General features: G+C 71.9%; 24 protein-coding genes. 14 read left to right on the top strand and 10 right to left on the bottom strand.

Translation table 11 applies throughout. The features are described from left to right. Window positions 1-55 precede the first annotated feature (55 nt). The gene (locus tag K8556_RS09560; RefSeq protein WP_370639904.1) at window positions 56-1,600 is read right to left on the bottom strand and encodes an ATP-binding protein; all 1,545 of its coding nucleotides are present in this window, start codon (window positions 1,598-1,600) and stop codon (window positions 56-58) included. Between the two features lie 228 nt (window positions 1,601-1,828). Between K8556_RS09560 and K8556_RS09565 the strand changes: the two genes are divergently transcribed. After that, window positions 1,829-2,215, top strand: a complete 387-nt coding sequence (locus K8556_RS09565) for a serine/threonine protein kinase (RefSeq protein ID WP_223739716.1) — start codon at window positions 1,829-1,831, stop codon at window positions 2,213-2,215. Here K8556_RS09565 and K8556_RS09570 read toward each other — a convergent pair. Genes K8556_RS09570 through K8556_RS09590 form a run of 5 tightly spaced genes read right to left on the bottom strand, consistent with a single transcriptional unit; the run spans window position 2,212 to window position 6,316 of the window. After that, a complete protein-coding gene (locus K8556_RS09570; RefSeq protein WP_223739717.1) occupies window positions 2,212-3,207 on the bottom strand; it encodes a hypothetical protein in 996 nt (331 codons plus the stop codon). The two genes, K8556_RS09565 and K8556_RS09570, sit on opposite strands and share 4 nt — an antisense overlap. Window positions 3,208-3,209: 2 nt before the next feature. Further along, window positions 3,210-3,611 (bottom strand): hypothetical protein, encoded by a 402-nt coding sequence (locus tag K8556_RS09575; RefSeq protein WP_223739718.1) that lies wholly within the window; start codon window positions 3,609-3,611, stop codon window positions 3,210-3,212. A gap of 12 nt (window positions 3,612-3,623) precedes the next feature. Beyond that, a complete protein-coding gene (locus tag K8556_RS09580; protein WP_223739719.1) occupies window positions 3,624-4,298 on the bottom strand; it encodes a hypothetical protein in 675 nt (224 codons plus the stop codon). After that, entirely contained in the window at window positions 4,295-5,263 is a 969-nt protein-coding gene (locus tag K8556_RS09585; protein ID WP_223739720.1) for a hypothetical protein, read from the bottom strand. The genes K8556_RS09580 and K8556_RS09585 overlap by 4 nt, the downstream gene beginning before the upstream one ends. A 60-nt stretch (window positions 5,264-5,323) precedes the next feature. Next, a complete protein-coding gene (locus tag K8556_RS09590) occupies window positions 5,324-6,316 on the bottom strand; it encodes a hypothetical protein (RefSeq protein ID WP_223739721.1) in 993 nt (330 codons plus the stop codon). Window positions 6,317-6,592: 276 nt separating this feature from the next. Here K8556_RS09590 and K8556_RS09595 point away from each other — a divergent pair, with 276 nt between their 5' ends. Next, window positions 6,593-7,639 carry a pirin family protein gene (locus K8556_RS09595; RefSeq protein ID WP_223739754.1) on the top strand — a complete coding sequence of 349 codons (1,047 nt, stop codon included), beginning with the start codon at window positions 6,593-6,595 and terminating at the stop codon, window positions 7,637-7,639. Between the two features lies 1 nt (window position 7,640). On the opposite strand, the gene K8556_RS09600 is transcribed toward K8556_RS09595, so the two are convergent. Further along, window positions 7,641-8,099, bottom strand: a complete 459-nt coding sequence (locus K8556_RS09600; protein WP_223739722.1) for a hypothetical protein — start codon at window positions 8,097-8,099, stop codon at window positions 7,641-7,643. Window positions 8,100-8,137: 38 nt separating this feature from the next. Here K8556_RS09600 and K8556_RS09605 point away from each other — a divergent pair, with 38 nt between their 5' ends. The 3 genes from K8556_RS09605 to K8556_RS39725 are packed head-to-tail and all read left to right on the top strand — an operon-like array spanning window position 8,138 to window position 11,063. Next, on the top strand, window positions 8,138-9,049 hold the full coding sequence (locus K8556_RS09605) for a DUF6310 domain-containing protein (RefSeq protein WP_223739723.1): 912 nt from the start codon (window positions 8,138-8,140) through the stop codon (window positions 9,047-9,049). After that, window positions 8,988-9,830, top strand: coding sequence for a DUF5953 family protein (locus K8556_RS09610; RefSeq protein WP_370639905.1), 843 nt, complete (start codon window positions 8,988-8,990; stop codon window positions 9,828-9,830). Before K8556_RS09605 ends, K8556_RS09610 begins: the two co-directional genes overlap by 62 nt. A 9-nt stretch (window positions 9,831-9,839) precedes the next feature. Further along, window positions 9,840-11,063 carry a glycosyltransferase family 4 protein gene (locus K8556_RS39725; RefSeq protein ID WP_223739724.1) on the top strand — a complete coding sequence of 408 codons (1,224 nt, stop codon included), beginning with the start codon at window positions 9,840-9,842 and terminating at the stop codon, window positions 11,061-11,063. Here the strand turns inward: K8556_RS39725 and K8556_RS09620 are convergent. Next, window positions 10,994-12,187 carry a glycosyltransferase gene (locus K8556_RS09620; protein WP_223739725.1) on the bottom strand — a complete coding sequence of 398 codons (1,194 nt, stop codon included), beginning with the start codon at window positions 12,185-12,187 and terminating at the stop codon, window positions 10,994-10,996. The genes K8556_RS39725 and K8556_RS09620 overlap by 70 nt on opposite strands. Before the next feature lie 88 nt (window positions 12,188-12,275). Between K8556_RS09620 and K8556_RS09625 the strand changes: the two genes are divergently transcribed. The 9 genes from K8556_RS09625 to K8556_RS09665 all read left to right on the top strand — a co-directional run bounded on the left by K8556_RS09625 (window position 12,276) and on the right by K8556_RS09665 (window position 22,345). After that, the gene (locus K8556_RS09625) at window positions 12,276-13,718 is read left to right on the top strand and encodes an MATE family efflux transporter (protein ID WP_223739726.1); all 1,443 of its coding nucleotides are present in this window, start codon (window positions 12,276-12,278) and stop codon (window positions 13,716-13,718) included. Between the two features lie 199 nt (window positions 13,719-13,917). After that, complete coding sequence (locus K8556_RS09630; RefSeq protein ID WP_223739727.1) at window positions 13,918-15,144, top strand: inositol-3-phosphate synthase; 1,227 nt, start codon at window positions 13,918-13,920, stop codon at window positions 15,142-15,144. Between the two features lie 4 nt (window positions 15,145-15,148). Continuing rightward, complete coding sequence (locus K8556_RS09635; protein WP_223739728.1) at window positions 15,149-16,081, top strand: hypothetical protein; 933 nt, start codon at window positions 15,149-15,151, stop codon at window positions 16,079-16,081. 40 nt (window positions 16,082-16,121) lie between these two features. Continuing rightward, window positions 16,122-17,156: a Gfo/Idh/MocA family protein gene (locus K8556_RS09640; protein ID WP_223739729.1), complete on the top strand. Its 1,035-nt coding sequence runs from the start codon at window positions 16,122-16,124 to the stop codon at window positions 17,154-17,156. Next, a complete protein-coding gene (locus K8556_RS09645) occupies window positions 17,147-17,980 on the top strand; it encodes an MBL fold metallo-hydrolase (RefSeq protein WP_223739730.1) in 834 nt (277 codons plus the stop codon). Before K8556_RS09640 ends, K8556_RS09645 begins: the two co-directional genes overlap by 10 nt. Then, on the top strand, window positions 17,977-19,452 hold the full coding sequence (locus tag K8556_RS09650; RefSeq protein ID WP_304503948.1) for a YcaO-like family protein: 1,476 nt from the start codon (window positions 17,977-17,979) through the stop codon (window positions 19,450-19,452). The genes K8556_RS09645 and K8556_RS09650 overlap by 4 nt, the downstream gene beginning before the upstream one ends. Window positions 19,453-19,455: 3 nt before the next feature. Continuing rightward, the gene (locus K8556_RS09655) at window positions 19,456-20,307 is read left to right on the top strand and encodes a sugar phosphate isomerase/epimerase (protein WP_223739731.1); all 852 of its coding nucleotides are present in this window, start codon (window positions 19,456-19,458) and stop codon (window positions 20,305-20,307) included. Next, window positions 20,304-21,590, top strand: coding sequence for a glycosyltransferase family 4 protein (locus tag K8556_RS09660; protein WP_223739732.1), 1,287 nt, complete (start codon window positions 20,304-20,306; stop codon window positions 21,588-21,590). The genes K8556_RS09655 and K8556_RS09660 overlap by 4 nt, the downstream gene beginning before the upstream one ends. Next, window positions 21,587-22,345, top strand: coding sequence for a PIG-L deacetylase family protein (locus K8556_RS09665; protein ID WP_223739733.1), 759 nt, complete (start codon window positions 21,587-21,589; stop codon window positions 22,343-22,345). The genes K8556_RS09660 and K8556_RS09665 overlap by 4 nt, the downstream gene beginning before the upstream one ends. Here K8556_RS09665 and K8556_RS09670 read toward each other — a convergent pair. Both K8556_RS09670 and K8556_RS09675 read right to left on the bottom strand, forming a co-directional pair. Continuing rightward, entirely contained in the window at window positions 22,328-23,035 is a 708-nt protein-coding gene (locus K8556_RS09670; protein WP_223739734.1) for an immunity 52 family protein, read from the bottom strand. The genes K8556_RS09665 and K8556_RS09670 overlap by 18 nt on opposite strands. Before the next feature lie 14 nt (window positions 23,036-23,049). Further along, a partial coding sequence (locus K8556_RS09675; protein WP_223739735.1) for a Tox-REase-5 domain-containing protein occupies window positions 23,050-23,667 on the bottom strand: 618 nt, incomplete at its 5' end.

Raw genomic sequence — 23,667 nt, forward strand, 5'->3', positions numbered from 1 at the left:
GGGCGCATCCCTCCACTTCACCCGGGCCCGCTTCAGGCAACGGTTGCCCTGGCCTTCAGTGCATCGCGCCAGGGCCCTCGCTGGCGGGCTCCTCCTCGTCGGAGGGCACGGGCGACTTCGGCGGGCCGGCGGACACCCGGGCCATGTGGACGCGGAACACGGAGCCCTGGCCGGGCTGGCTCTGCACCTCGATGCGGCCGCCGTGCGCCTCGATGATCCGCCGCGACACCGACAGCCCCAGCCCCACGCCCGGGGCGCGCTGCTTCGCGTTGCCCGCGCGCTGGAACGGGATGAAGAGCCCCTGGAGTTCGTCCGGCGACATGCCGATGCCCTGGTCCTCCACGGCCAGCACCACGTGCTCCGCTTCTCCGCGCACGGACACCTCCACGCGGCTGCCGGACGGGGAGTACTTGAGCGCGTTGCTCACCAGGTTGTTCAGCACCTGCTCCAGCCGGGCGGGGTCCGCGCGCACCAGCACCGGGCTGTCCGGCACCACCAGCTCCAGCGTGTGCCCGGAGTCGTTGGACTGGTACAGCTCCACCACGGAGCGCGCCAGCTCGCGCGTGTCGCGCACCTCCGGCTGGAGCTCCAGCTTGCCGGCCTCGATGCGGGTCGCGTCCAGCAGGTCCCCCACCATCCGGTCCAGGCGCGCCACCTGACGGCGCACCAGCGCCAGCGTGCGCTGCATCCGCTCCGGGGTGACCTCTCCGCGGCCCGTCAGCGCGGTGGACAGCTTCAGCGCGGACAGGGGGTTGCGCAGGTCGTGCGCCACGCCCGCCAGGAACGCCAGTTGCTGCTCCTGCTGGTGGGTCAGGCTGTCCGCCATCTCGTTGAAGGTGTGGGCCATGTCGCGGATCTCCAGCGGGCCCTCCTCGGGCGCGCGCAGGTGCCGCCCGCCCCGGCCGAAGCCGGCCATCGCGCTGCGCAGCGCCGTCACCGGGCGCAGCGCGAAGCGCCTCAGCCAGAAGACCACCAGGCCCAGCGTCGACAGGACCAGCAGGCCCAGCACCAGGCCCAGCACGTCCGCCATCTCGCTCCAGCGCGCCGCGCTCTGCCGGGCCTCCTGCGCCTGGTCCACGTTGATCTGGATGAGGCGCTCCAGCGAGCGCAGCGCCGCGTCCAGCGAGGCCATGGCGGACGCGTCGTGCTGGGCCGCGGTCACCCCCGGACCGAGCGGCGCATGCTGCGCGGCCAGGTAGGCGTAGACCTGCCGCTGCACCTCCGTCACGGTCTGGCGCTCCTCGTCCGTGGACGCGATGGCGTGCATCTCCACCATCTGGCGGCGCAGGTCGGACTCGATTTGGGGAGGCGAGCGCCCGCGCGACGGGTCCGCCACCATGGGGGTCCCCGGCGACGCCAGCAGCCGCGAGTGGACGAGCAGGTCCACCTCCAGCTCCTCGGCCTGCCGGACGCCTTCCACGGATTCACTCAGCGTGGAAGCCATGTGCTCCAGGGCGGTCGTCAGCACCACGAGCAGGGTGGCGGACACCGTCGTGAGCAGGACCAACCCACCCACCACGGTGGAAAAGAAGGCGCGAAGGCTCATCGCGGCCTCCGCGCGAACCTCCGGCTGGCGTCCCGCTTCGTCATGGTCGCGCATCCTCCCTCCGGGCCGCGCCAACCCAGTTGGTCGCCGCCCTCTTCCCAGGAAAGCAACAAGCGTCCGATTTCGTGGATTCGCGCCCCGGCTGCTGGCGGGCCGCCGCCCCCGGACGGGGCCCCCAAAAGGAGCCGGCCTCCCGAGGCCCGGCCATGTTAGTCAGCACGGACACGCGGCCCGATGCGCACCCGGCGCTCGGGCGCCTGCTCTTCTCGATGAGGTCACCCGATGGATCTGCTCGCACCACCGGCCCGCACCCTGAACTTCGATGCCTTCTGGCGCTGGCTCCAGGAGCACACCAACTGCATCCTGCGGTGTGGCTCCCCCGACATGACCCTGTTCGACCATGACGACTTCCACTGGATGCTGATGGAAGAGGAGCGCCAGCACGTCCTCCAGCTCATCAAGGGCAAGTCCCTGGTGGGCGAGATGGTGATGGTGGGCCGCGAGGTCTCCGAGGTCACCATCTCCCCGGATCCGGACGCGGATCCGCAGGCGGGCCACTTCCTGGTGGAGCTGATGGGCGGCCCCAAGGAGGACCCGCAGGTGATGTACCACTTCATCATGGCCCACGGCATCGAGCCGGCCACCGGCCACCAGGGCTTCAAGCACTAGCGCGCGACGCGCTCGATGGCCTCCACCGCCGCGTGGACGCCGTTGACCCAGGTCGAGGGGCGCGGGGGCCCGGCCTGGTGCAGGAGCAGGGACGAGACCTTCGCCTCCAGCTCCGCCGCGTCCTCCACCCGCTCCGCCGCCTTCAACCGCAGGGCCTGCCGGTCATAGAGCCGGGGCCGCGCCCAGGCCACCAGCGGCGTCCCGGTGGCCCGGGCCTCCTGCACGGTGTTGTAGCCCCCCGCGCCCACCAGCACGTCCACGCCTCGCAGCACCTCGAGCGCGGGCCAGACCGTCAGCCCGCCTTCGTGGGGAGTGGGGACGAGCCACAGCACCTCCGCATGGGGGGTGAGCGACGCGCGCAGCCGGGCCACCGTCTCCCCGGCCTCCGCCACCTCCTCCGGGCGCCCACAGCCCATCACCGCCACCAGGGGCCGCGAGTCCCCGTCATCCAGCCCCAGCCGCCGCCGGGCCTCCACCTGGGACAGGCACGCGTCCGCGTCCAGGAGCAGCCACGGCGCCGTGCGCACCGCGCGCGGGTGGTGCATGAAGGGCGCGTCCTCACCGGGCACGACGAGCAGGTCGAACGCGTCCACGGCGCGGGCCACGTCGAAGCGCTCCACGTAGACGGGGTTCAGGTCGCGGTGCACCAACACGCGCGGCGCGCGCACCGTGGGCAGCAGCGCCACCAGCTCCCCGGCGAGCCCTCGGGGAAAGGTGTCCACCACCAGCACGTCCGGCGTGGACTCCGCGAGCCACGCGCCCACCGCCGCCACGGTGGCGGCCTTGTCCAGCCGCGCGTCCACGCGGTGCACGGTGGCGCCGGGGCCCAGCCACGACTCCAGGGGCAGGCCGGGGGCGAACGGGCTGTTGGTGAGCAGGTCCACCGCGTGGCCCCGGGCCACGGCCGCGCGGGCCAGGGCCGCGGCGCGCGTCAGGTGCCCCAGGCCTCCGCCGAGCGCGTAGAGGCGCCAGTGCCGGCGTCGCGCGGCCACGCTCAGCTCCCGCCCAGGTCCTCCTCGAAGGAGGCGTCGTCCTCGCGCCGCACGCTCTCGCCGTCGGCCTCGGTGAAGTCGTTGGGGTCGCTGCCGGAGGACGAGGACCCGGAGCCGCGCCACGCGTCGCGGCCGTAGTAGCCGTAGTCCTCGTAGTAGTAGCTGGGGTCGTCCTCGTCGTAGTCGGAGGTGTCGGAGGGGTCGCGGTTCTCGTCGCCGTTGTCGGCGGCGCGCGCGCACGTCACGCAGACCGTCTCCTCGCCGTCGAGCGTGCGCATGTGCAGCAGGCAGATGGCCTTCTGGCAGCGCATGCACTGCGTGGTCGCCCCCCGCTCACACGGGTGGGAGAAGAGGAAGCCGGAGGTCTCCTGGCACTGCTCTGCGGAAGCGAAGGAAGGGGACATGGCTTGGGAGGCTCAGGGCGACGCGGCGCCCGCGGGGGTCTGGAGGCGGAACAGCAGGGCCATGCGCAGGGGCAGGTCCAGCGAATCGAAGCCGAGGCACGCGGCGGCCTCCGGCGACACCGGCTGCTTGGTGGCGAGCACCGTCTTGCCGGAGGGGTCGCGCAGGGACAGCTTGCCGTCGCGCACCTTCACGTGGACCGCCTCCGCGCCGGAAGCGCCCTTCACGGACGCGCCGCCGCCGTCAGGGGCCACGGTGTAGAGCACCGCGCCCTGCGCATCCGTGAGCTTCCACCCGGCGCCCTCGCGCGCGAGCGTGTAGCGCACCGCCGAGCGCGCGGCGTCCTTCACCTGGTACGCGTCCGGGCCGCCCGTCACATAGGCCAGCACCGTGTCGTCCGGACCGGACACCTTGAGCTCGCCGCCCTTCCACTTGTAGCGGGCGACCTCCTGGTCCGAGCCGTCGACGAGCTTCGCGCCGTCGTCCTTGGGCTTGAGCGAGAAGCGCTCGCGGTCATCGCCATCCTTGAACTTGAGCTTGGCGCCCGCCTCCTTCGGCTCGGCGGCGGAAGCGGCGGCGTTGGCGGGGATCGCCTGGGTGTGCGGCGCGGGGGCGGGGGCACTTCCCTGCTGGCACGCCGAGGCCCCCAGCACTCCCAGGCCCACGAGGAACAGGACACGAAGCTTCACGGCGTGGACCTCGATTTCCCGGGCTGGCTCCGGGAGCGGGAGTGGTTGAGCACCTGGTAGAGGCTCAAGAGCATCATCGTAGCGGCGCGCGCCGCGTCCTGGCGCGCCGGAAGCCTCCCCGCCTGGGGCGTCGTGCCGGCGGGAGGGGCGGGCTTCGTCGTCAGGACGGTCCACTCCTGATCCAGCACCGCGCGCATCGCCACCCGGTCTTGCGCCACGTCCAGCCGCGACAGCGCGACGCCCGGGGGCAGCTTCGCGGCCTTCTTCGCGTTCGCGCGTTGCTCCGCCAGCCCGGGGAAGCGCTCCGGCTTCACGCGCAGCCCCACCTGGAGCAGCGTCTTGCCCTTGCGCTTGGTCTTGAGCTTCGTCTTGCCGCTGCTGCCACGGCCGGTGCGCCTGCGCTTCTGCAGGTGCTCGACGGCGGACAGGTGCAGGTGCGTGCCGTCCGCGAAGCGCCCGTGCAAAGACAGCCACGTGTCCGTGAAGTCCTCGCTGTCCCACCGGCCCCGCTTGCGCTTGCCCACGCACTTGCGCGCGTCGTCCACGGGCGCCAGGTCCAGCTTCACGTCCACCGGCGCGCTCGCGTCCAGGTCCACCTGGAAGCGCTTCAGCAGCGTGGCCAGCAATCCATAGCGCCGGTTGTCCAGGTCCGTGCGGCTCGTGCTGCCCCGGACGATGAAGAGGACGATGCCCGCGACGAAGCTCGCCACGCCCACGAGCCACGGCATCCCCGCCAGCGCGTCCTGCCGGGCGAACGAGAGCTGTCCCACCACGACGGACAGCAGCGCGCAGCCGGCGACGCTGAAGGCCAGCAGGCCCCAGGCGGCGATCCACAGCGTGCGCCGCTTCCCTTCCGCTCGCGCGTCCAGCTCCCCCAGGGCCTTCAGGTCGGCCAGCACCTCCGGCACCGTGGCGCGGGCTTCGTACACATACGTCTTCTGGAACGCGGAGGGGTCGAACGCCACGGGAGAGGAGCCTTGTTCAGGGAAAGCCGCGCGCGAGCGTAGGAGGCGCTCCCGGGCGGGTCAAACCGGCTGGCGGCGGAGCACGGCCCGCTGCTTCGCGCGTCCGCGGGTGGAGCCCAGCACCTGGTAGATGCTCAGGAGCATCATCGTCGCGGTGCGGGACGCGTCGTCCTGCTCCAGCGCCTGCTTCCAGAAGGCGGGCGTCTCCGGCGAGCCCGGCTCGCGGCCGGCCCGCGCCACCCACTGGTCGGACAGCCGGGCGCGCAGGGACAGCCGGCCCGCGGCGACGCGCACCCGCTCCAGCTCGACCTTCCGGGGCAGGCGCGTGGCGGCGGTGGCGCGCACCTTGAGCCGCTCCAGACCGGGGTAGCGCTCCGGCTTCACGCGCACGGACACCTCCAGCCGGGCGAAGCCCTTGCGCTTCGTCTTCGTCTTCGTCTTGCCGCTGGCGCTCGTCTTGGAGCGCTCGCGCTTCTGGAGCCGCTCCACCATGCGGATCCGCACGAAGGCGCCGTCCGCCAACCGGGTCTCCAGCATGAACCACGGGTCCACGAAGAAGTCCGTGCTCCACCAGCCCACCAGGTCCTGCTTCACGCGCTTGTCGAGCGCGTCCGGCGGGCGCAGGTCCAGCTTGAGCCGCACCGGCGCGTCCGGGGCCAGGTCCAGCTCCAGGCGCCGGAGCAGCACCTGGGCCAGGCCGTAGCGCCGGTTGTCCAGGTCGCGCGGCCTGAGGGTGTAGCGCCACAGGAAGAGGAGCAGCCCCACGACGAGCAGCGCTCCGCCCACCGCGCCCGTGAGCGCCAGGAGCTGCTCCGCGGCCTCGGAGGCGCTGGTCTCCGCCTCCACGTTGCCCGCCCACACGCCGTAGGCCAGCAGGGCCATCACCCCGCCGGGAATCACGGCGAGCCCGCCGCCCCACAGCAAGGCGCGCCGCTGCCCTTCCGCGCGGGCGTCCAGGTGGGCAAGGACCTCCAGGTCCTCGAGCAGCGCCGGCACCGGCGCGCGGGACTGGTAGCGGAAGACCTCGTGGAAGCGGCTGACGTTGACCGCCAAGGCGGTGGACTCCGTGCGATGCCCGTCGGGCGGACCCGCGCGGGAGCGTAGGGGCCTCCGGGGCGTCCCACCAGGGGTGAACCGCCGGCCATGCAGGCAGGCCGGGCGCCGGGAAGGCGGCGACGTTAGGTAGAATGGGCGGCCCCAACGGCATGGAGCGCGAGGTGGACCGTGGATGAAGTGAGCCGGAGGGCAGCGCTGAAGCTCATCGCGGCGGCGGGTGTCACCACCGTCGCGGGGTGTTCACGCGGCTCGGGAAAGGCGGAGGAGTCGAAGATGGGTCAGCAGCAGGCACAGCAACCGGAGGCCGTGGTCCGCGTGGACGCGCTGGGGCCGTCCCCCACCCCGTGGCGCACGCCGGATCCGTTCCTCTTCTGCGTGCACCATGACGACCGCTACCCCCAGGGCAACGAGCAACTGGGGCCCAGGGCGTCGCTCGCGGGCCGGGACATCGGCCAGGACTTCGCGGGGCGGGACGGCTGGAACATGTACCACGGCACCGTGGTGCCGGGCTTCCCGCAGCACCCGCACCGGGGCTTCGAGACGGTGACCATCGTGCGCAACGGGCTGCTGGACCACTCGGATTCGCTGGGCGCGGCGGCGCGCTTCGGCGAGGGCGACGTGCAGTGGCTCACCGCGGGCGGCGGCATCAACCACTCGGAGATGTTCCCGTTGCTCAAGCAGGACCAGGGCAACCACATCGAGCTGTTTCAAATCTGGCTCAACCTGCCGCGCGCCAACAAGATGGTGCCCGCGCACTTCTCCATGCTGTGGAACCACGTCATCCCGCGCCACGTGGCGAAGGACGACGCGGGCCGCGTCACGAACGTCACCGTGGTGGCGGGCAACCTGGGGGACCTCCAGGCGCCGCCGTCGCCGCCCCGGTCGTGGGCCGCGAACCCGGACGCGGACGTGGCCATCTGGACGCTGAAGATGGAGCCGGGCGCGCGCTGGACGCTGCCGGCCGCGAAGCGCGGCACGAACCGGATGCTCTACTTCTTCCTGGGCGCGGGGATGAAGGTGGGCGGCCGGGCGGTGCCGGCGAGGAGCGCCGTCGAGCTGCGCGCGGACGTGGACGTGGTGCTGGAGAACGGGCCGGAGACGGCGGAGCTGCTCCTGCTCCAGGGCAAGCCCATTGGCGAGCCGGTCGTGCAGTACGGCCCGTTCGTGATGAACTCGCGGCAGGAGATCCAACAGGCCTTCGCGGACTACCAGCGCACGGGCTTCGGCGGCTGGCCGTGGCCCAGCCACGACCCGGTGCACGCGCGGGAGGAGGGCCGCTTCGCGCGGCACGCGGACGGCAAGGTGGAGCGGCCGGCCTGAGTCAGGGCTTGTCGGGCGCGTGGCCCTCCCAGTCGAACTGGATGGAGGGCGCCTTGACGGATTTGGCGTCCTTCATGAGGAAGCCCTCCTGGCGCGTGCGGGCGCGCTCCAGGGCGGGCTTCAGGGAGGCGGGGATGGGCAGCAGCACGCCCACCACGAACATGTTCCCGCGGCAGGACTCGTTGTCGTAGCTGAACGCGATGCGCACGGCGACCTTGTCGCCGCTGACGTGGTGGAACGCGACGGAGCGCTTCATGCTCTCCGTGCCGGAGGAGTTGAAGCCCACGCAGTCGTCCCCCTGCTCCAGGCTCTCCATCAGGGCCTCCACGGTCCTGGCCTTCTTGAAGGCCTCGTCGTCGGAGACGTGCTGCTTCACGAAGCCGTCCGCCTTGAGGGCCTTGACGACCTCCTTCTCCGGGAACACGTCCAGCAGGGAGAAGGCGCCATGCGGCTTCGTCACGTCCCAGGTGACGGAAGAGGTGCTATGGCAGACAGGCCATGTGTTTCCGCACTTGCGTCGCACTGCTGCTCCTCGTCGCCACGGCCTGCGCGACGACGCAGCCGCCCGAGTCCCGGAGCCCAAGGCTCGCCAACCTCCAGCGCGCGGCGGCGCTGCCCTGGAGGGACGAAGGGCGGTGCGTGGTGCGGGAGGCATCCCGGCCCTGGTCCGAAGTGGTGGAGCAGTGCTTTCCCGCGCTGGACACGCGGCGGGTCCGGTTCCGGGACGTCGAGCAGCGATGTCCCGTGGCCACGGCGGACGCAGCGAGTCTGCAAATGGTGGTGGGCGTCTGCCTGCTGACGCAGCCGGAGATCGCGGTGGGCGCCGTGGTCGTCATTGGCGCGGTGGCCGTGGCGGTCGCCATCGCGGATGCGCTGGAGGCGTATGAACTGCGGCACGCGTATCCGGATGAAGATGCACCCCGGACACGGCCTCTCGCGCGGCAGCCCGTGGCGGAGCACAGCCCGGAACCCCAGGGGAGCGCCTCCGGACGAGACTGGTTTCCTCCGCCAGGGCCTCCCAGTTCGGGAGACCCGCACGAGCGACGCCCGGAGTGCCGGCCTCAGCCCTTGGCGCACCTGGGCGGTGATGCCCTGCACAACCAGTGCGCGGACCGGGTGCCCTCGAACGACTTCGCCGGCTCGGATGTGCTCATCAACGGCAAGCGCTTCGACGCGATGCAGCTCCGCGCGCGCGTGCTGTGGGAGATCAAGACTGACAACTTCGACACGTTCACGTCCGCGCTGCGGAAGATCGTCGTAGGGAAGCAACTGCTCGAACTGCGCCGGGAACGCGATATCGCGAAGGCTTGCGGATTTGACTTTCGGGTCGGTGTTCGGAGCGCCGCGCATGCGGCCGCGCTTCTCGAACAAGATGCTTCTCTCGATATCGTGGTCATGGATTGGTGCTGAGATGGCGGACCCGCGGAAGACCTGCGTCTTGATTGCCTATGCGCCCGCGCTCGTGAGGGGTGACCGTCGGACGCTCGCCGCGACCCATGCCATGGAGCGGGCGGTTCCTGGACTGCGCCTGGACCGGACGATTTCCGACGACGGGACGGTCCTCGCCCTTCCCCAACGTGATGCGTGGCTCACGGATGCCGCCGCGCGCATGGAGCTCCCCATGCTCTGCAATGGGGACGAGGACGCCCTCGTTACATTTTACGGTTTGGATGGCTCCGCGGGCAGCTCACCGGGAGGCCTCCCCGTCTTTGAGATCCACGCAGAGGTCCCGCCGGCCATCGCAACCACCTCATCGCTACGGGACGCGCTGGTTTCGGTATCGGAGGCGGCCGATGCGTTCTGGGCACGGGTGCTCCCCGAAGGTCTCGCCCTCATCGTGGCGCGGCAGTTCCACCACCGCGGGGATGAGCCACATTCCCCCCCTCGGGGCCTGCCATCGCTCAAGCTCCCCTGGGAGCTCCGCTCCCCGGACGTTCCGCATTATCTCGGCTGGCTCAACTACTGGTCCGCCGCCACCGCGCGGCTGCTCGGGTTCCCGGATGCGACGCGTGACGCGGAGCTTCTGACCCGCTCACGGCGCACCGCGAGCGGAGGGTGGCTCGTCCAGCTCACGGAGGCACCGCTCGACCTGGACGACCCCGCCCACCTCGACGCCCTGCTGCGCGCCTACGCTCGCTTCCCTGAAATCGGCGGACGTGCCCCGTTTGCCGCCGGCCCCGTGTCGCGGTAGCACCGGGCCGTGGGCACCTCCGGCATCGTCTACGCGTCCTTCGACCGCTTCCCCGCGCCCAAGGGCGCCGCCGTGCACATCCGCGCCTTCGTGGAGGCCCTGGGCGCCGCGTTCGGCCCGGTGGACCTGGTGGCCATCGGCGATGCGCCGGGGGCTCCCCCGCCTGCCCTGGGCTCCCACGTCACCTACCACCCGCTGGGTGCCCGCGGGAAAGACCTGGTCGCCCAGGCGCTGACGTTCCGCTCGCACCTGGGTGCGTGGTGGCGGGGTCGGCCGCGCGCGAAGGTCGTCCACGTCCGCTCCATCTTCGAGGGCTACCCCATCGCCCGGCGCAAGGCCGCCCTCACCGACGCGCTCGTCTACGAGGTCAACGGCCTGCCCTCCATCGAGCTCAAGTACCACCACCCCGACGTCGCGGATGACGCGGAGCTGATGCGCAAGCTGCTCGCCCAGGAAGAGGCCTGCCTCCAGGCCGCGGACCTCCTCGTCACGCCCAGCGCCGTCACCGCCGAGTACCTGCGCTCCCGCGGCGCGGACCCGAAGCGCCTGCGCGTCATCCCCAACGGCGTGGACCTGGACGTGTTCCGCCACGCGCCCCCACGCCCCCCCGAAGCGGGCCGCCCCTTTCGCATGCTCTACAGCGGCACCATGACCGCGTGGCAGGGCGTGCACCACGCCATCGAGGCCTGCCGCCTCCTGCGCCGCGACCTGCCGGTGACCCTCACCCTCGTGGGCCCCCTGCGCAAGCACGCGCGCCGCGCCCTCCTGGACCGCTGCGGCGACCTCGTGCTCCAGGGCGCCGTCGAAATCCTCGAACCCCTGCCCCAGGAAGAACTCGCCCGGCTGCACCACGCCTGCGACGTCGTGCTCGTGCCGCTGCCCGTGAACGACCGCAACTGCGTGCAGGGCTGCTGCCCGCTGAAGCTCCTCGAAGCCATGGCCACCGGCACGCCCGTCGTCGTCAGCGACCTGCCCGTGACCCGCGCGCTCGCGGAGGCCACCGAGGCCTACCGCATCCGCCCCGGCTCCCCCAAGGCCATCGCCGAGGCCGTGAGGGACCTCATCGCCCATCCCGCGCTCGGCGCTTCATTGAGCGCCAACGCCCGCGCCCGCGTGGAGCGGGACTTCCCCTGGGGCCGCGCGCAGGAGGCGCTGGTGAACGCCTACTCGGACGACCTGGGCATCGCGCGCGTCAGCACGCGCGACAACACCGCGGCCTCCGCGTCCGCCTGAAAGCCCGCCTCGACCCGCGCGCGCGCCGCCGCCCCCAGCGCCGCGCGCTTCGCCTCGGGCAGGCCCAGCACGTCCAGGCACGCCTGCCCCAGGTGGTTGAGCAGCGCCTTCTCCACGATGAAGCCGTTCACCCCGGACTCCACCGCCTCCGGGATGCCGCCCGCGTCGCTGGCGATGACCGGCCGCGCGCACGCCATCGCCTCCAGCAGCGCGTTGGGCATGCCCTCCCACAGCGACGGCTGCAAATACACATCACACAACCGCAGGTGCTCCGCGATGAGCTCCGGGGACTCCAGCGCGCCGGAGATGAGGACGCGCGCCGCGTCCTCCGGGTGCTCCGCCCGGTAGGCGACCAGGTGCTCCGCGTCCCGGGCGCGCACCTCGCCAATCACCAGCAGGCACGCGGGCCGCACGCGCCGCACCTCCGTGAGCGCGGACAGCAGGAACGGCAACCCCTTCTTGTGGCGCAGCTCCCCGGAGAAGCCGAGCACCGCCTCGCCCGGCTGGATGCCCAACCGCTCCCGCAGGGCCGCGTCCGCCGGGCCCGGTGAGAACAGCGCCGTGTCCACCGCGTTGGGGATGACCTCCACGCCCGGGTCGCGGCCCAGCAGCATCGCCATCTTCCGGCCCAGGTCCGCGGAGGCCGCGGTGAGCACGTCCGCCCGCTGGAGCGTCCAGAGCAGGCGGGCGAAGTCCCCCGGCGGGAACATCAGTTGGTCCACGTCATTGCCCCGCGCGCTGAGGATGGAGCGCAGCCCCGCGCTCTGCGCGAACACCACCGCGAGGAAGCCCGGCGGGTACAGGTAGTGCCCCCACACCAGGTCGTACTTGCGCCGCGAGTGCAGGTGGCCGAGCACGTCGAGCGTGTGCTGCATGGACAGGTCCGCGCTGCCGAACAACCCCAGCCGGTGCAGCGTGACGCCCTTCGCGAACGGCGACACGTCCCCCGCGTCCGGCGCCGTCTCCAGCGCCCCCGGCCGCGCCGTGCGCGTCCAGGCCACCACGTCCACGCGTGCGCCCAGCCGCACGAGCGAGCCCGCGGTGCGCGCCCCGCTGCGCGCGAGCCCTCCGATGTCAGGGGGAAAGCGCTCGGCGAGGAGGAGGACGCGGGGACCGGAAGCCATGCCCTGAATCTACCCGCCCGCGCGCGCCGGCAGGCGGGGAACCGCGAGGGATGAAAGCCGGAAGGTGTCCCGTTGCAACGCGCAATCCATGACGCAACCCCCGCCTGAAACCTTCGCCCGGGACGCCGCCCCTCCTGCCGCTGGAGCCAGGGGCCTCCTCGCCTCCCTGTGGCTGGCGCTGAAGGGCTCCACCGAGGACCTGGCCACCGGGCCCGTGGACCGCGCCTTCCTGCTCTTGTCCGTGCCCATGGTGCTGGAGATGGTGATGGAGTCCGTCTTCGCCCTGGTGGACGTGCTCTTCGTGTCGCGCCTGGGCGCGGACGCCATCGCCACCGTGGGCCTCACCGAGTCCATGCTCACGCTGCTGCAGACCCTGCCGCTGGGCCTGTCCATCGGCGCCACCGCGCTCATCGCGCGGCGCATCGGGCAGAAGGACCCGGAGCGCGCCGCGAGCGCCGCGGTGCAGGCCCTGGGCCTGGGGCTCGCGCTGGCCGTGCCGCTGGCGTTCGCGGGCAGCTACTTCGCGCGTCCGCTGCTCCTGGCGCTGGGCGCCGCGCCCGGCGTGGTCGAGCACGGCGCGGGCTACACGCGGCTGATGCTGGCCAGCTTCCCCATCATCATGCTGCTGTTCCTCATCAGCGCCATCCTGCGCGGCGCGGGGGACGCGGCCACGTCCATGCGCGCGCTGTGGCTGGCCAACTCCGTGAACATCGTGCTCGCGCCGCTGTTCATCTTCGGCCTGGGCCCCGTGCCCGCCATGGGCGTCACCGGCGCCGCGCTGGCCACCACCCTGGGCCGCTCCACCGGCGTGCTGTATCAGGTGTACCGCCTGCTCAAGGGCAGCGGACGTCTGGAGTTGCGCCGCCGCCACCTGCGCGTGGAGCCGTCCGCGCTGCGCTCGCTGCTGAAGCTGTCGGGAGGCGCCACGCTCCAGTCGCTGCTGGGCATGTCCAGTTGGCTGGTGCTGATGCGCATCGTCGCCACCTTCGGCAGCACCGCGCTCGCGGGCTACACGCTGGCCATGCGCGTGCTGCTCTTCGCGCAGCAGCCGTCCTGGGGCCTGTCCCACGCGGCGGGCACGCTGGTGGGCCAGAGCCTGGGCGCGGGCGACACCGACCGCGCGGAGCGGGCCGCGTGGCGCGCCAGCTTCTACACGCTCGCGTTCCTGGGCGTGGTGGCGGTGGGCTTCCTCCTCTTCGCGGAGCCCCTCATCCACCGCTTCACCACCGAGCCGGAGGTGGGCCTGCACGCCGTGCGCTGCCTGCGCATCGTCAGTTGCAGCCTGGCCCTCTACGCCTTCGTCACCGTGCTGCCCCACGCCTTCAACGGCGCGGGCGACACCACCACCCCCACCGTGGTGAACGCCCTCTTCTCCTGGGGCCTCCAGTTGCCGCTCGCGTGGGTCCTCTCCCATCCCCTGGGCCTGGGGCCCTCGGGCGCGTTCATCGCCATCGCCGTCACCTACGGCGCGCTCGGGCTGGCGAGCGCCGCCCTCTTCCGGCGCGGCGGCTGGAAGCTGCGCCACGTCTGAGACGACCCTCCTCCAGCCGACAGTTCGCACCGTCCGGGGGCTGAGTTGAAAGCCCTCCGGGAGTGCGGACTTTCCCGAAACTCTCGCAGCGGGTGGGCGCAGGAAGCGCTTCCAGCCACGGGGCTCCCGTCACCCCGGGGCGCCGCCAAGGTGTCATCGCGAGAGCACGGGGCACAACGGTGGGGGAGGGGCTTCACACATGGCGGGCAATGAGCGGTTGGGCGTGGCGGTGGTGGGACTGGGTGGCGCGGTGGCGACCACGGCGGTGGCGGGCATGGAGCTCTTGCGCCGGGGACGGGTGGACACCCGGGGCCTGCCGCTGGCGGACGCCCAGGGCATGGGGCTGGTGGAGTACGGCGCGCTGACGTTCGGCGGCTGGGACCTGTTCGAGGACGACCTGGCGCACGCGGCGCGCAACCACGCCGTGCTGACGGAAGGACAGTTGGAGGCGGTGGCGCCCACGCTGGGCCGCATGCGGCCGTGGCCCGCGGCCTCCAACGCGAAGTTCTGCAAGAACGTCGTGGGCACCGCGGAGAAGAAGGCGCGCACCCTGCGCGACCAGGTGCGGGCCATCCGTGACGACCTGGCCCGCTTCAAGGAGCGGGAGCGGCTGGAGCGCGTGGTGGTGGTGAACCTGGCCTCCACGGAGAAGGCCGTGGACCTCACCCGCCCGGAGTTCGCCACGCCGGAGGCCTTCGAGAAGGCCCTGGACGCGAACGACCCGGACATCGGCCCCGCGATGCTCTACGCGTACGCGGCCATCGTGGACGGCATCCCGTTCGCCAACTTCACGCCCAGCGTCGCCGCGGACGTGCCCGCGCTGCTCCTGCTGGCCAAGCGCACGGGCGCGCCCGTCGCCGGCAAGGACGGCAAGACGGGGCAGACGCTGCTCAAGACGGTGCTCGCCCCCGCGCTGCGCGACCGCGCGCTGCACGTGGACGGCTGGTACTCCACCAACATCCTGGGCAACCGCGACGGAGAGGCCCTCAACGACCCGGCCTCGCGGCAGAACAAGCTCGACACCAAGGGCGCCGCGCTGGACAGCATCCTCGGCTACAAGGTCCAGGACCACGTCGTTCAAATCCAGTACTACCGCCCGCGCGGGGACAACAAGGAGGCCTGGGACAACATCGACGTGACGGGCTTCCTGGGGCAGCCCATGCAGTTGAAGCTCAACTTCCTCTGCAAGGACTCCATCCTCGCCGCGCCGCTCGTCGTGGAGCTGGCGCGCACGCTGGACCTGGCGAAGCGCCGGGGCGAGTGCGGCGTCATCGACGCGCTGGGCTGCTTCTTCAAGGCCCCCATGTCGCAGGACGGCCAGCCCGTGGAGCACGCCATGCCGGAGCAGCAGCGCCGCCTGATGGCGTGGCTGGGCAAGAGCCGCGCTCAGCAGGTGGAGCGCCAGCCGGAACGCATCAGGGGCTGAAGCCATGAACGCACCCGCGCGTGACACGGCCTCCCCGAGCCGTCTGGCGGAGCTCCGCCCGCTCCTGTCGGAGTTGATGGACCTCAAGCGCCTGCGCACCCCGGACCATCCGGACGGCCTGGCGGCGCACGGCTTCCGCCGGGCGTGGGCCGCGCTGGCCTCCGGCATGGACCCTCGCGGCGTGGCGCTGCAGGAGACGGCGCGCGCGCTGGCGGCGGTGCGGCTGGGCGGCCTGGACATGGACGTCCTCCAGCGGGCGGGGCTGTCCCCGCTGGACGCGACGCGGGTGCTGCACCGGGGGCTGGAGGCGGTCGCCGGGCCGCTGGACCCCGGCCTGCGGGAGCGGCTGGCCGTGGCGCTCTCCCAGACGCGGGAGGAGGCCTGTCACGTGCCTCCGCCCGCGTTCGTGGACCGGCTGGTGCGCCAGCCCCGCGCCGGGGCCACGTTCCCCGGCCGGCCGCGCATCCTCGTGTCCCCGCAGGAGGGCCACGCGGACCACTGCTACGCGGTGGCGGTGGGCGCGGTGCTCGTCGCGCCCTGCTTCAGCGCGTCCCCGGCCCTGCCCTTCGTGGCGGGGCTCTCCCACCACCTCTTCAACGCGGCGCTGCCGGACGCGGGCTACGGCGGCGAGGCGCTGCTGGGGGACCTGCTGGAGCCCGTCATGAAGCGCCTCACGGAGAAGGCCCTGGCGTCGCTGCCGGAGCGGCTGGCCGGGGTCGTGCGGCAGGCGCTGGCGCTCACCGGCAACGTGGACTCGGCGGAGGCGCGCGCCTTCAACGCCGCGGACGCGCTGGACCGGGTGCTGGAGCTGGACGCCCACGCCCGCGCGGCGGGCTTCACCCTGCGCCAGGCGATGGAGGACCTGGAGCTCATCCACCCCGGCCCGCTCCAGACGTTCGGCAACGCAGTCCTGCGCGACGCGGCGGTGTGGCCATGAGCGGGCGGCCATTCCTGAACCTTCCCAACAGGCGGTGACCATGTTCGAGGCGAAGCCGAAGGCCCGGAGGCTGGGCTGGGCGGTGGTGGGGTGTGGCTGGGTGGCGCGGGACTACGTCATCCCGGCGCTCCAGGGCGCGAGCAACGCGCGGCTGGTGGCGCTGTGTGACGCGAACGCGGAGGCGCTGATGCGCATCCCGGCGGACGACGTGAAGCGCTACACCGCGCTGGGGTCGGTGCTGGCGGACAAGGACGTGCAGGCCGTCTACATCGCCACGCCCAACCACCTGCACGCGGCGATGACGGAGGCGTGCGCCGCCGCGGGCAAGCACGTGCTGTGCGAGAAGCCCATGGCCGTCACGCCCCGGGACGGCCTGCGCATGGTGTCCGCGTGCCAGCGCGCGGGCGTGCACTACGCCACCGCGTTCGACCAGCGCCACCACGCGGCGCACCGCAAGCTGCGCACGCTGGTGAAGGAGGGCGTGCTGGGCACCGTCACCCAGGCGCGCATCCACTACGCCTGCTGGCTGCCCGAGGACTGGGCCCCTGACAACTGGCGCATCGACCCGGAGCAGGCCGGCGGCGGCGCGATGATCGACCTGGCGCCGCACGGCCTGGACCTGCTGGAGGTCGTGCTCGGCGACGAGTGGGAGTCGCTCATCGCCATGACCCAGCGGCGCGTGCACCGCTACGCCGTGGACGACGGCGCGGTGCTGATGGGCCAGTTCAAGAGCGGCACGCTGGGCCTCTTGCAGGTGGCCTACAACTGCCCGGACGCGTACCCCCGGCGCACGCTGGAGCTCATCGGCACCCGGGCGCGAGCGCTGGCGTACAAGACGATGGGCCAGACGCCCGGCGGCTCCCTGTCGCTCACCGACGCGAAGACGGGCGAGGAGACGTGGGTCCCCCTCTCGCCGGAAGAAGACCGGAGCCCCTTCCTCCACCAGGTGGAGAACTTCTCCGCGTGCGTGCTGGAGGGCCGTCCGCAGCCGTTCGCGCCGGAGCGCGACGTGCGGCTGGTGGGGCTGCTCACGCAGGCGACGCAGGCAGGGAGGGCGTTTCCGTCATGCCACTGACCCGCTATGCCTGCACCCACTGCGGCACGTGGCAGCCGGGCTTCCCGCGCGAGCGGCCCACGGGCTGTCCCACCTGCCTGGACGTGCGCAACGCGCTGCCGCGCGACGGCTGGGACTTCCAGACCGCGGGCCAGGTGTCGGAGCGGCTCACCACGCGCTGGGAGGAGACGCTGCCCGGCGTCTGGGGCTTCACCTGCACGCCGACCTTCGGCCTGGGCTCCACGGGCTGGCTGCTGCGCAGGCCGGAGGGCAACGTCTGCTTCGAGGGCGCGCCCTGGTACTCGCGGCCCGCGCTGGAGTTCATCGACGTAATGGGCGGCATCCACAGGCTGTCCGCGTCACACCCGCACGGCTTCGGGGCGCTGTGGCAGTTGCAGGAGCACTTCGACCCGCTGCTCGTGCTGCACCGGGACGCGGTGCCCTACAGCAAGGCCTTCCAGGTGCGCTGGCCGGTGGATGACGAGCACGAGCTGGCGACGGGCCTGACGCTGCACTGCGTGGGGGGCCACTACGAGGGCCAGATGGTGCTGTACGACGCGCGCACCCGCTCGCTGTTCTGCGGCGACGCGCTGAAGGTGGACCTGGACGCGCGGGGCAGGCCCACGGGCCTGTCGTGCCACAAGGGCTTCCACGCCGCGATTCCGCTGAGCCACGGCGAGCTGCGCCGCTACCGCGCGGTGCTCAAGGAGCTCCCGTTCGAGAACGTCTTCACCTCGTTCGAGTTCGCGCGCGGCGTCACCCGCCGGCACGCGCTGGCGCTGTTCGACCGGCTGCTCTCGGGCATGCCGCACACCCGTCCCCTTCCCCTGGAGGAACTGTCATGAGCATTGCCCGAGCCATCGACGCGTATCACCACGCCGTGTCCACCGGCGCCCTGCAGATGTTCCGCATCGACCCCATCGACCGGCTGGGGATTCCGGTGGCCTCCGCCAGCCTGGCGCTGGGGGGCGGGCCGGGCTCCGTGCTGCACGGCAACGGCTATGGCCGCACGGACGAAGAGGCGCGGGTGGGCGCGCTGGGCGAGCTGGTGGAGGAGACCTTCTGTGAGCTCGCCATGCAGCGCATGCCGCGCGTGCACGGCAGCTACGCGGCGCTGGTGCGCGCTCGGGGCCCCACGGCGGTGGCGGATCCGCTCACGCTGGGGCTGCCCGCTGGCAGTCCGTATCAACCGGACCTGCCGCTCGTCTGGGTGGAGATGCAGCGGCTGTCCACCGGGGAGCGGGTGCTGGTGCCGGAGGAGTACGTCGCCATCCACCCCGGGCAGTTGCAGGGGCGGACCCCGCTCATCACCCCCATCACCAACGGCCAGGGCGCGGGGCTGACGCGGCCCCAGGCGCTGGCGCACGGCCTGCTGGAGCTCATCCAGCGCGACGGCAACGGGCTGATGTACCGGGCCATGGACCAGGGCGTGGTGCTGGACCTGGAGGGCACGGACCTGGCGCCGGACGTGCGCGAGCTGCTGGAGCGCTACCGCCGCGCGGGCGTGGAGGTGATGGCGAAGCTGGCCGGCACGGACTTCGGCATGGTGAACCTGTACGTGGTGGGCCGCGACCTGTCCGTGGGGGACCAGCCGCTGATGGTGACGGCGTGCGGAGAGGCGGCGGATCCGGACCGGGACCGGGCGCTGCGCAAGGCGCTGCTGGAGTACGCCTGTTCGCGCGCGCGCAAGGCGTTCATGCACGGGCCGCTGAGCGAGGTGGCCCGGGTGGCGCCGCCGGAATACATGGACCGCTTCGTGCCCCAGGTGGACCTGGACGCGGAGGAGCCGCGCGCGCTGAACGCGATGGTGGAGTGGGCGCGGATGCCGGCCCAGGCGCTGCGCGAGCTGACGGCGTGCACGCTGACGGTCCGCCAGAAGGTGCGCTTCGAGGACCTGCCCCGGACGCCCTCCGTGGAGGACCCGTCGCTCCGCTGCGACCACGTGGTGAGGCAGTTGCACGCGGCGGGCTTCGACGTCCTGGTCTCGGACCTGTCCCCGCCGGGCCACCACGTGCACGTGGTGAAGGCGCTGGTGCCGGGCCTGGAGGTGGAGACGATGACGTACAACCGCCTGGGCGAGCGCAACGCGGCGCGGCTCCTGGAGCGCAAGGACCCGCTGGTGGGCCTGGGAGCGCCGCCGCCGGGCGCGCAGCCGGTGCGGCTGACGCCGGAGGCCGAGGCGCGGCTGGGCGGGCCGGTCTGGTTCAACGTGCGGCTGGCGGAGGCGCGCGTGGGGCGGCTGTACGCGCTCTACCGGGAGCCGGACCGCCACGCGGTGCCGAAGGTGCTCGCGAGCCGCCGCTTCGGGGGGCAGTGAGCCATGGCCCTGCGCTTCGCGTACAACACCAACGGCGTGTCGAACCACCGCTTCGAGGACGCGCTGGGCCTCATCGCGGACAGCGGCTACGACGGCGTGGCGCTGACGCTGGACCACCACCACTTCGACCCGTTCGCGCCGGACTTCGAGCGGCGCACGGTGAAGCTCGCCACGCGGCTGGAGCGGCTGGGCCTGGGGCTGGTGGTGGAGACGGGGGCGCGCTTCCTGTTGGACCCGCGCCGGAAGCACGAGCCCACGCTCATCACCCCGGAGGCGGAGGGCCGCGCGCGGCGGCTGGAGTTCCTGAAGCGCGCGGTGGACGTGTGCGGCACGTGCCGGGGGGAGGCGGTGTCCTTCTGGGCGGGCGTGCCCCGCCCGGGCGTGACGGAGGAGGCCGCGTGGCCGTGGCTGGTGGACGGCCTGAAGCGGCTCTTCGAGTACGCGGCGGCGCGCGGCGTGGTGCTGGCGGTGGAGCCGGAGCCGGGGATGCTGGTGGAGACGGTGGACGGCTGGCGCCGGCTGCAGGCCCAGGTGCCCGGCGTGCGTCTGGCATTGGACGTGGGGCACCTGCTGGTGACGCAGGAGCGCACGCCCGCGGAGGCCGTGCGCGAGTTCGCGCCGGTGCTGGGCACGGTGGCGCTGGAGGACATGAAGCGCGGCGTGCATGAGCACCTGCCGTTTGGCGAAGGGGACGTGGACGTGCCGTCGGTCCTCCGAGAGCTGACGCGCGCCCGCTACGACCGGCTGGTGTGCGTGGAGCTTTCGCGGGACGCGCACCGGGCCCACGAGCTGGTGCCCCGGGCGCTGGAATGGTTGCGGGAGCGCCTGCCGACGGGCGCGGAGGTGGCGGCGTGAACAGCGTGAACGGACTGCGGATCTGCTTCATCTCCCGGAGGTTCTTCCCGGCCATCTCCGGGATGAGCGTCTATGCGCTGAACCTGGTGCGGGAATTGGTGACGTGCGGGCACGACGTGACGATGGTGAGCCAGTACCGCAGCGACCCCGCGGGCATGGCGGTGTACGGGGGCGGTCCGCCGCCGGGCATCCCGGGCGCGCACGTGCTGGGCTGTGAGTCGGTGGGTGAGCAGCGCATCAACCAGGGGCAGCCGGCCAGCTTCGAGCACGACCTGGAGGTGATGGTGGACACGGTGGTGCGCGAGCACCGGCGCCGCCCCTTCGACCTCATCCATGCGCAGTACGGTTATCCGTGCGGACTGGCGGCGCTGCAGGCGGCGAGGCTGCTGGGATTGCCCAACGTCGTCTCCATCCAGGGCGGGGACGGGCACTGGGTGGGGACCTGCTGCGGGACGCACAAGCAGGCCATGCTCGCGGTGCTGGGCCACGCGGGGGCGCTGCTGATTGGGAGCCTGTCCTTCGCGCGGGAGGTGAGCGGGCACCACGGGACCCCGCTGGAGCGCTTCACCATCGTCCCCGGCGCCACGGACACGCAGCGCTTCCATCCGCGCAGCGAGCCGGCGCTGGGGGAGACGCGGGACGTGCCGGTGTGGCTGTACCACGGCCGGGTGGACGCCCGGAAAGGGGTGATGGAGCTGCTGGACGCCGTGCGGCGGCTGGTGGCGGACGGGCGCACGTTCAAGCTGCGGGTGTCTGGGATTGGACCGGACCTGGAGGCGGTGCGCGCGAGGGTGAAGGCGGACGGGCTCCAGGGCGTGGTGGAGCTGCCGGGGGTGTCCAGCTACGCGGAGGCGCCGGACCTGTACCGGAGCGGGGACCTGTTCGTGTCGCCCACGTATTCCGAGGGCTTCTCCAACACGCTGCTGGAGGCGATGGCGTCCGGGCTGCCCATCGTGTCGACGCGCGCGGTGGGGGTGGTGGACTGCCTGGAGGACGGGCGGGACGGCCTGCTGGTGCCGCCGAAGGACAGCGCCGCGCTGGCGGAGGCGATGGGCCGGCTGATGGACGACGCGCCGCTGCGCAAGCGGCTGGCGGCGACGGCGCTGCGCGAGGTGCGGGAGCTGTATTCGTGGCGTGCGGTGGGGCGGCGGATTCAGGGCGTCTACCGGAACCTGACCGGCACGCGGCCGGACACGCGGTGGACGCACCTCTACGACCCGACGATGACGGAGGAGCGCGCGGACCCCACGTGCCGGTTCCGGGCGGCGCCGCACCTGTTATGAGCACGGCCCTGTTCGTGTCGCCGCACCTGGACGACGTCGCCTTCTCCTGTGGCGGCACGTTGGCGGCGTTGAAGGCGAAGGGGTGGACGGTGGCGCTCGTCACCGTCTTCACGCGGTCGGTGCCGGGGCCGAAGGGCTTCGCGCTGCACTGTCAGACCTCCAAGGGGCTGGCGCCGGAGGTGGACTACATGGCCCTGCGGCGGGACGAGGACCGCGCCTTCGCCGCCTGCATGGGCGTGGACCATCTGTGGTGGGGAGACCTGGAGGAGGCACCGCACCGGGGCTACGCGAGCCCGGAGGCGCTGTTCCAGCCACCGCGAGCGGAAGACGTCATCGAAGCGAAGGTGGCGGGGTGTTTGAAGCCGGTGTTGTGGGACCTGAAGCCGGACCGGGTCTTCGTGCCGCAGGCGTTGGGGAGCCACGTGGACCACGTGCAGGTGGTGCGGGCCGTGAAGGGGCTGGGCATCCCGACGACCCGGCTCCTCTACTACCGGGACACGCCCTACGCCGTGCGCCAGCCGCAGGCCCACCCGGACGCCGCGGTGCCGCAGGGCCTGCGCCCGCTGGCGGTGGACATCACGGAGCACCTGCCGAAGAAGGTGGAGGGCTGCATCCGTTACGGCACGCAGCTCGGCTTCCAGTTCGGCGGAGTGGACGACCTGGCGCGGACGCTCACGGCGTTCCACCGGCAGGAAGCGCAGGCGCGGGGCCAGCCAGGAGCCGCGGAGGTGTTCCTGTCACAAGGGGCGCAGTAGACCGGCGGCATCGAGAACCTGGTGCACCTCCGTGGCCAGCCGGACGTGCTCCGGGTTCGTCACCGTGAACCGCTCCTCCGTGAGGATCACCAGGGTCCCCAGGTCCTCTACAGGCTCAACGCGCACAGGGGCGGGAAGCGGCGGAACCTCTCCCCACTGCCGGGAGAAGTAGGTCATCCAGCCCACGAAGGTGCCCACGTCCCCTGACGAGGAAGGCGACACCTCATCCCGATACTTCTCGGATGCAACAACGCCCCACGTCGGCGCCCAACAGCGCACCACGGAACGGAGCACCTCGCGCAAGACGGGTGCTGTCAGCACGCGTCCGGCCACCGCGCCCTTACGAGGCGGGCTGACCAGGCAGATCGAAGTCGGCACATCATCCGCGGAGCCGCAGTAGCCATCGACCAGGCTTGTCTCCTCCGGATGTGTTCCCGTCCACAGCCAATAACGAAAGGCATCCCCCAGCCGGTTCTTCTTCCGCGCGAACAGCTTCAGGAAGTTCGCACGGTCGGTCGAGAACGTACGTGCACTGGCCTCTTTGAACGTACGTCCTGACTCGTGCCACACCCGCCACTCAGGCTCAAGGCGGCCCAGTTCGTTGAACAGGTTTGACGCTCGAGTGGCGCAGGACCCCGCATCCTCGGATCGCCCCAGCCAGTAGCCCCCTACGTAGTAGTAGTCAGTCATTCAGTCGATGCAGCTCATTGGTTTGGCGCCAGGGAGCGTACTTCCACTCTGACGTTTCGACGCCTGAATAGAGCGCGCAATGCATCCGCGAATTTCTCCTCTGCGACCACCCATCGAACGCGCATTCCTCCAGATACCCTCAACTGCCGCTGAGCCTGATCAACCAGGGCATTCTCTTTCTTGAAGAAATCTTTTGCCTTCAGGTCGGTACCAAAGAACTGCTCGTAGCCCGGTCCCTTGGCCTCCAGCAGGAGGTTCTCCACCGGGTCGTAGCCGTCGAAGTCGAGCTCCTCATTCCCCTTCTTGACCCGATACGCGGAGCCCTTCGGGGCTCCCGTGACCTGGGCCTGATAGTCGCGGGCACGGTCGGACATCGATTCATTCACCTGCACCCACTTGCCCGGGCCTCCTGAACTGTTCGGAAGAGGCGGGCCCATCGTGGCCATGGCCACCGCCGTGGACGCGAGCGTCACCTCCACCACGCCGTCCACCACCGCCACCGCGCTCACGTCCAGCACGCGTGCCGGGTTGAAGCCCGCTTGTGTCGAGCCCAATCGCACGGCGTCCGGGAAGCGCGGCATCAACGAGAGTGCCGATGACAACCCCATCGTCACGCCGTGACTCACCAGCAC

This window comes from Corallococcus sp. AS-1-12, assembly GCF_020036995.1.
Classification (GTDB): domain Bacteria; phylum Myxococcota; class Myxococcia; order Myxococcales; family Myxococcaceae; genus Corallococcus.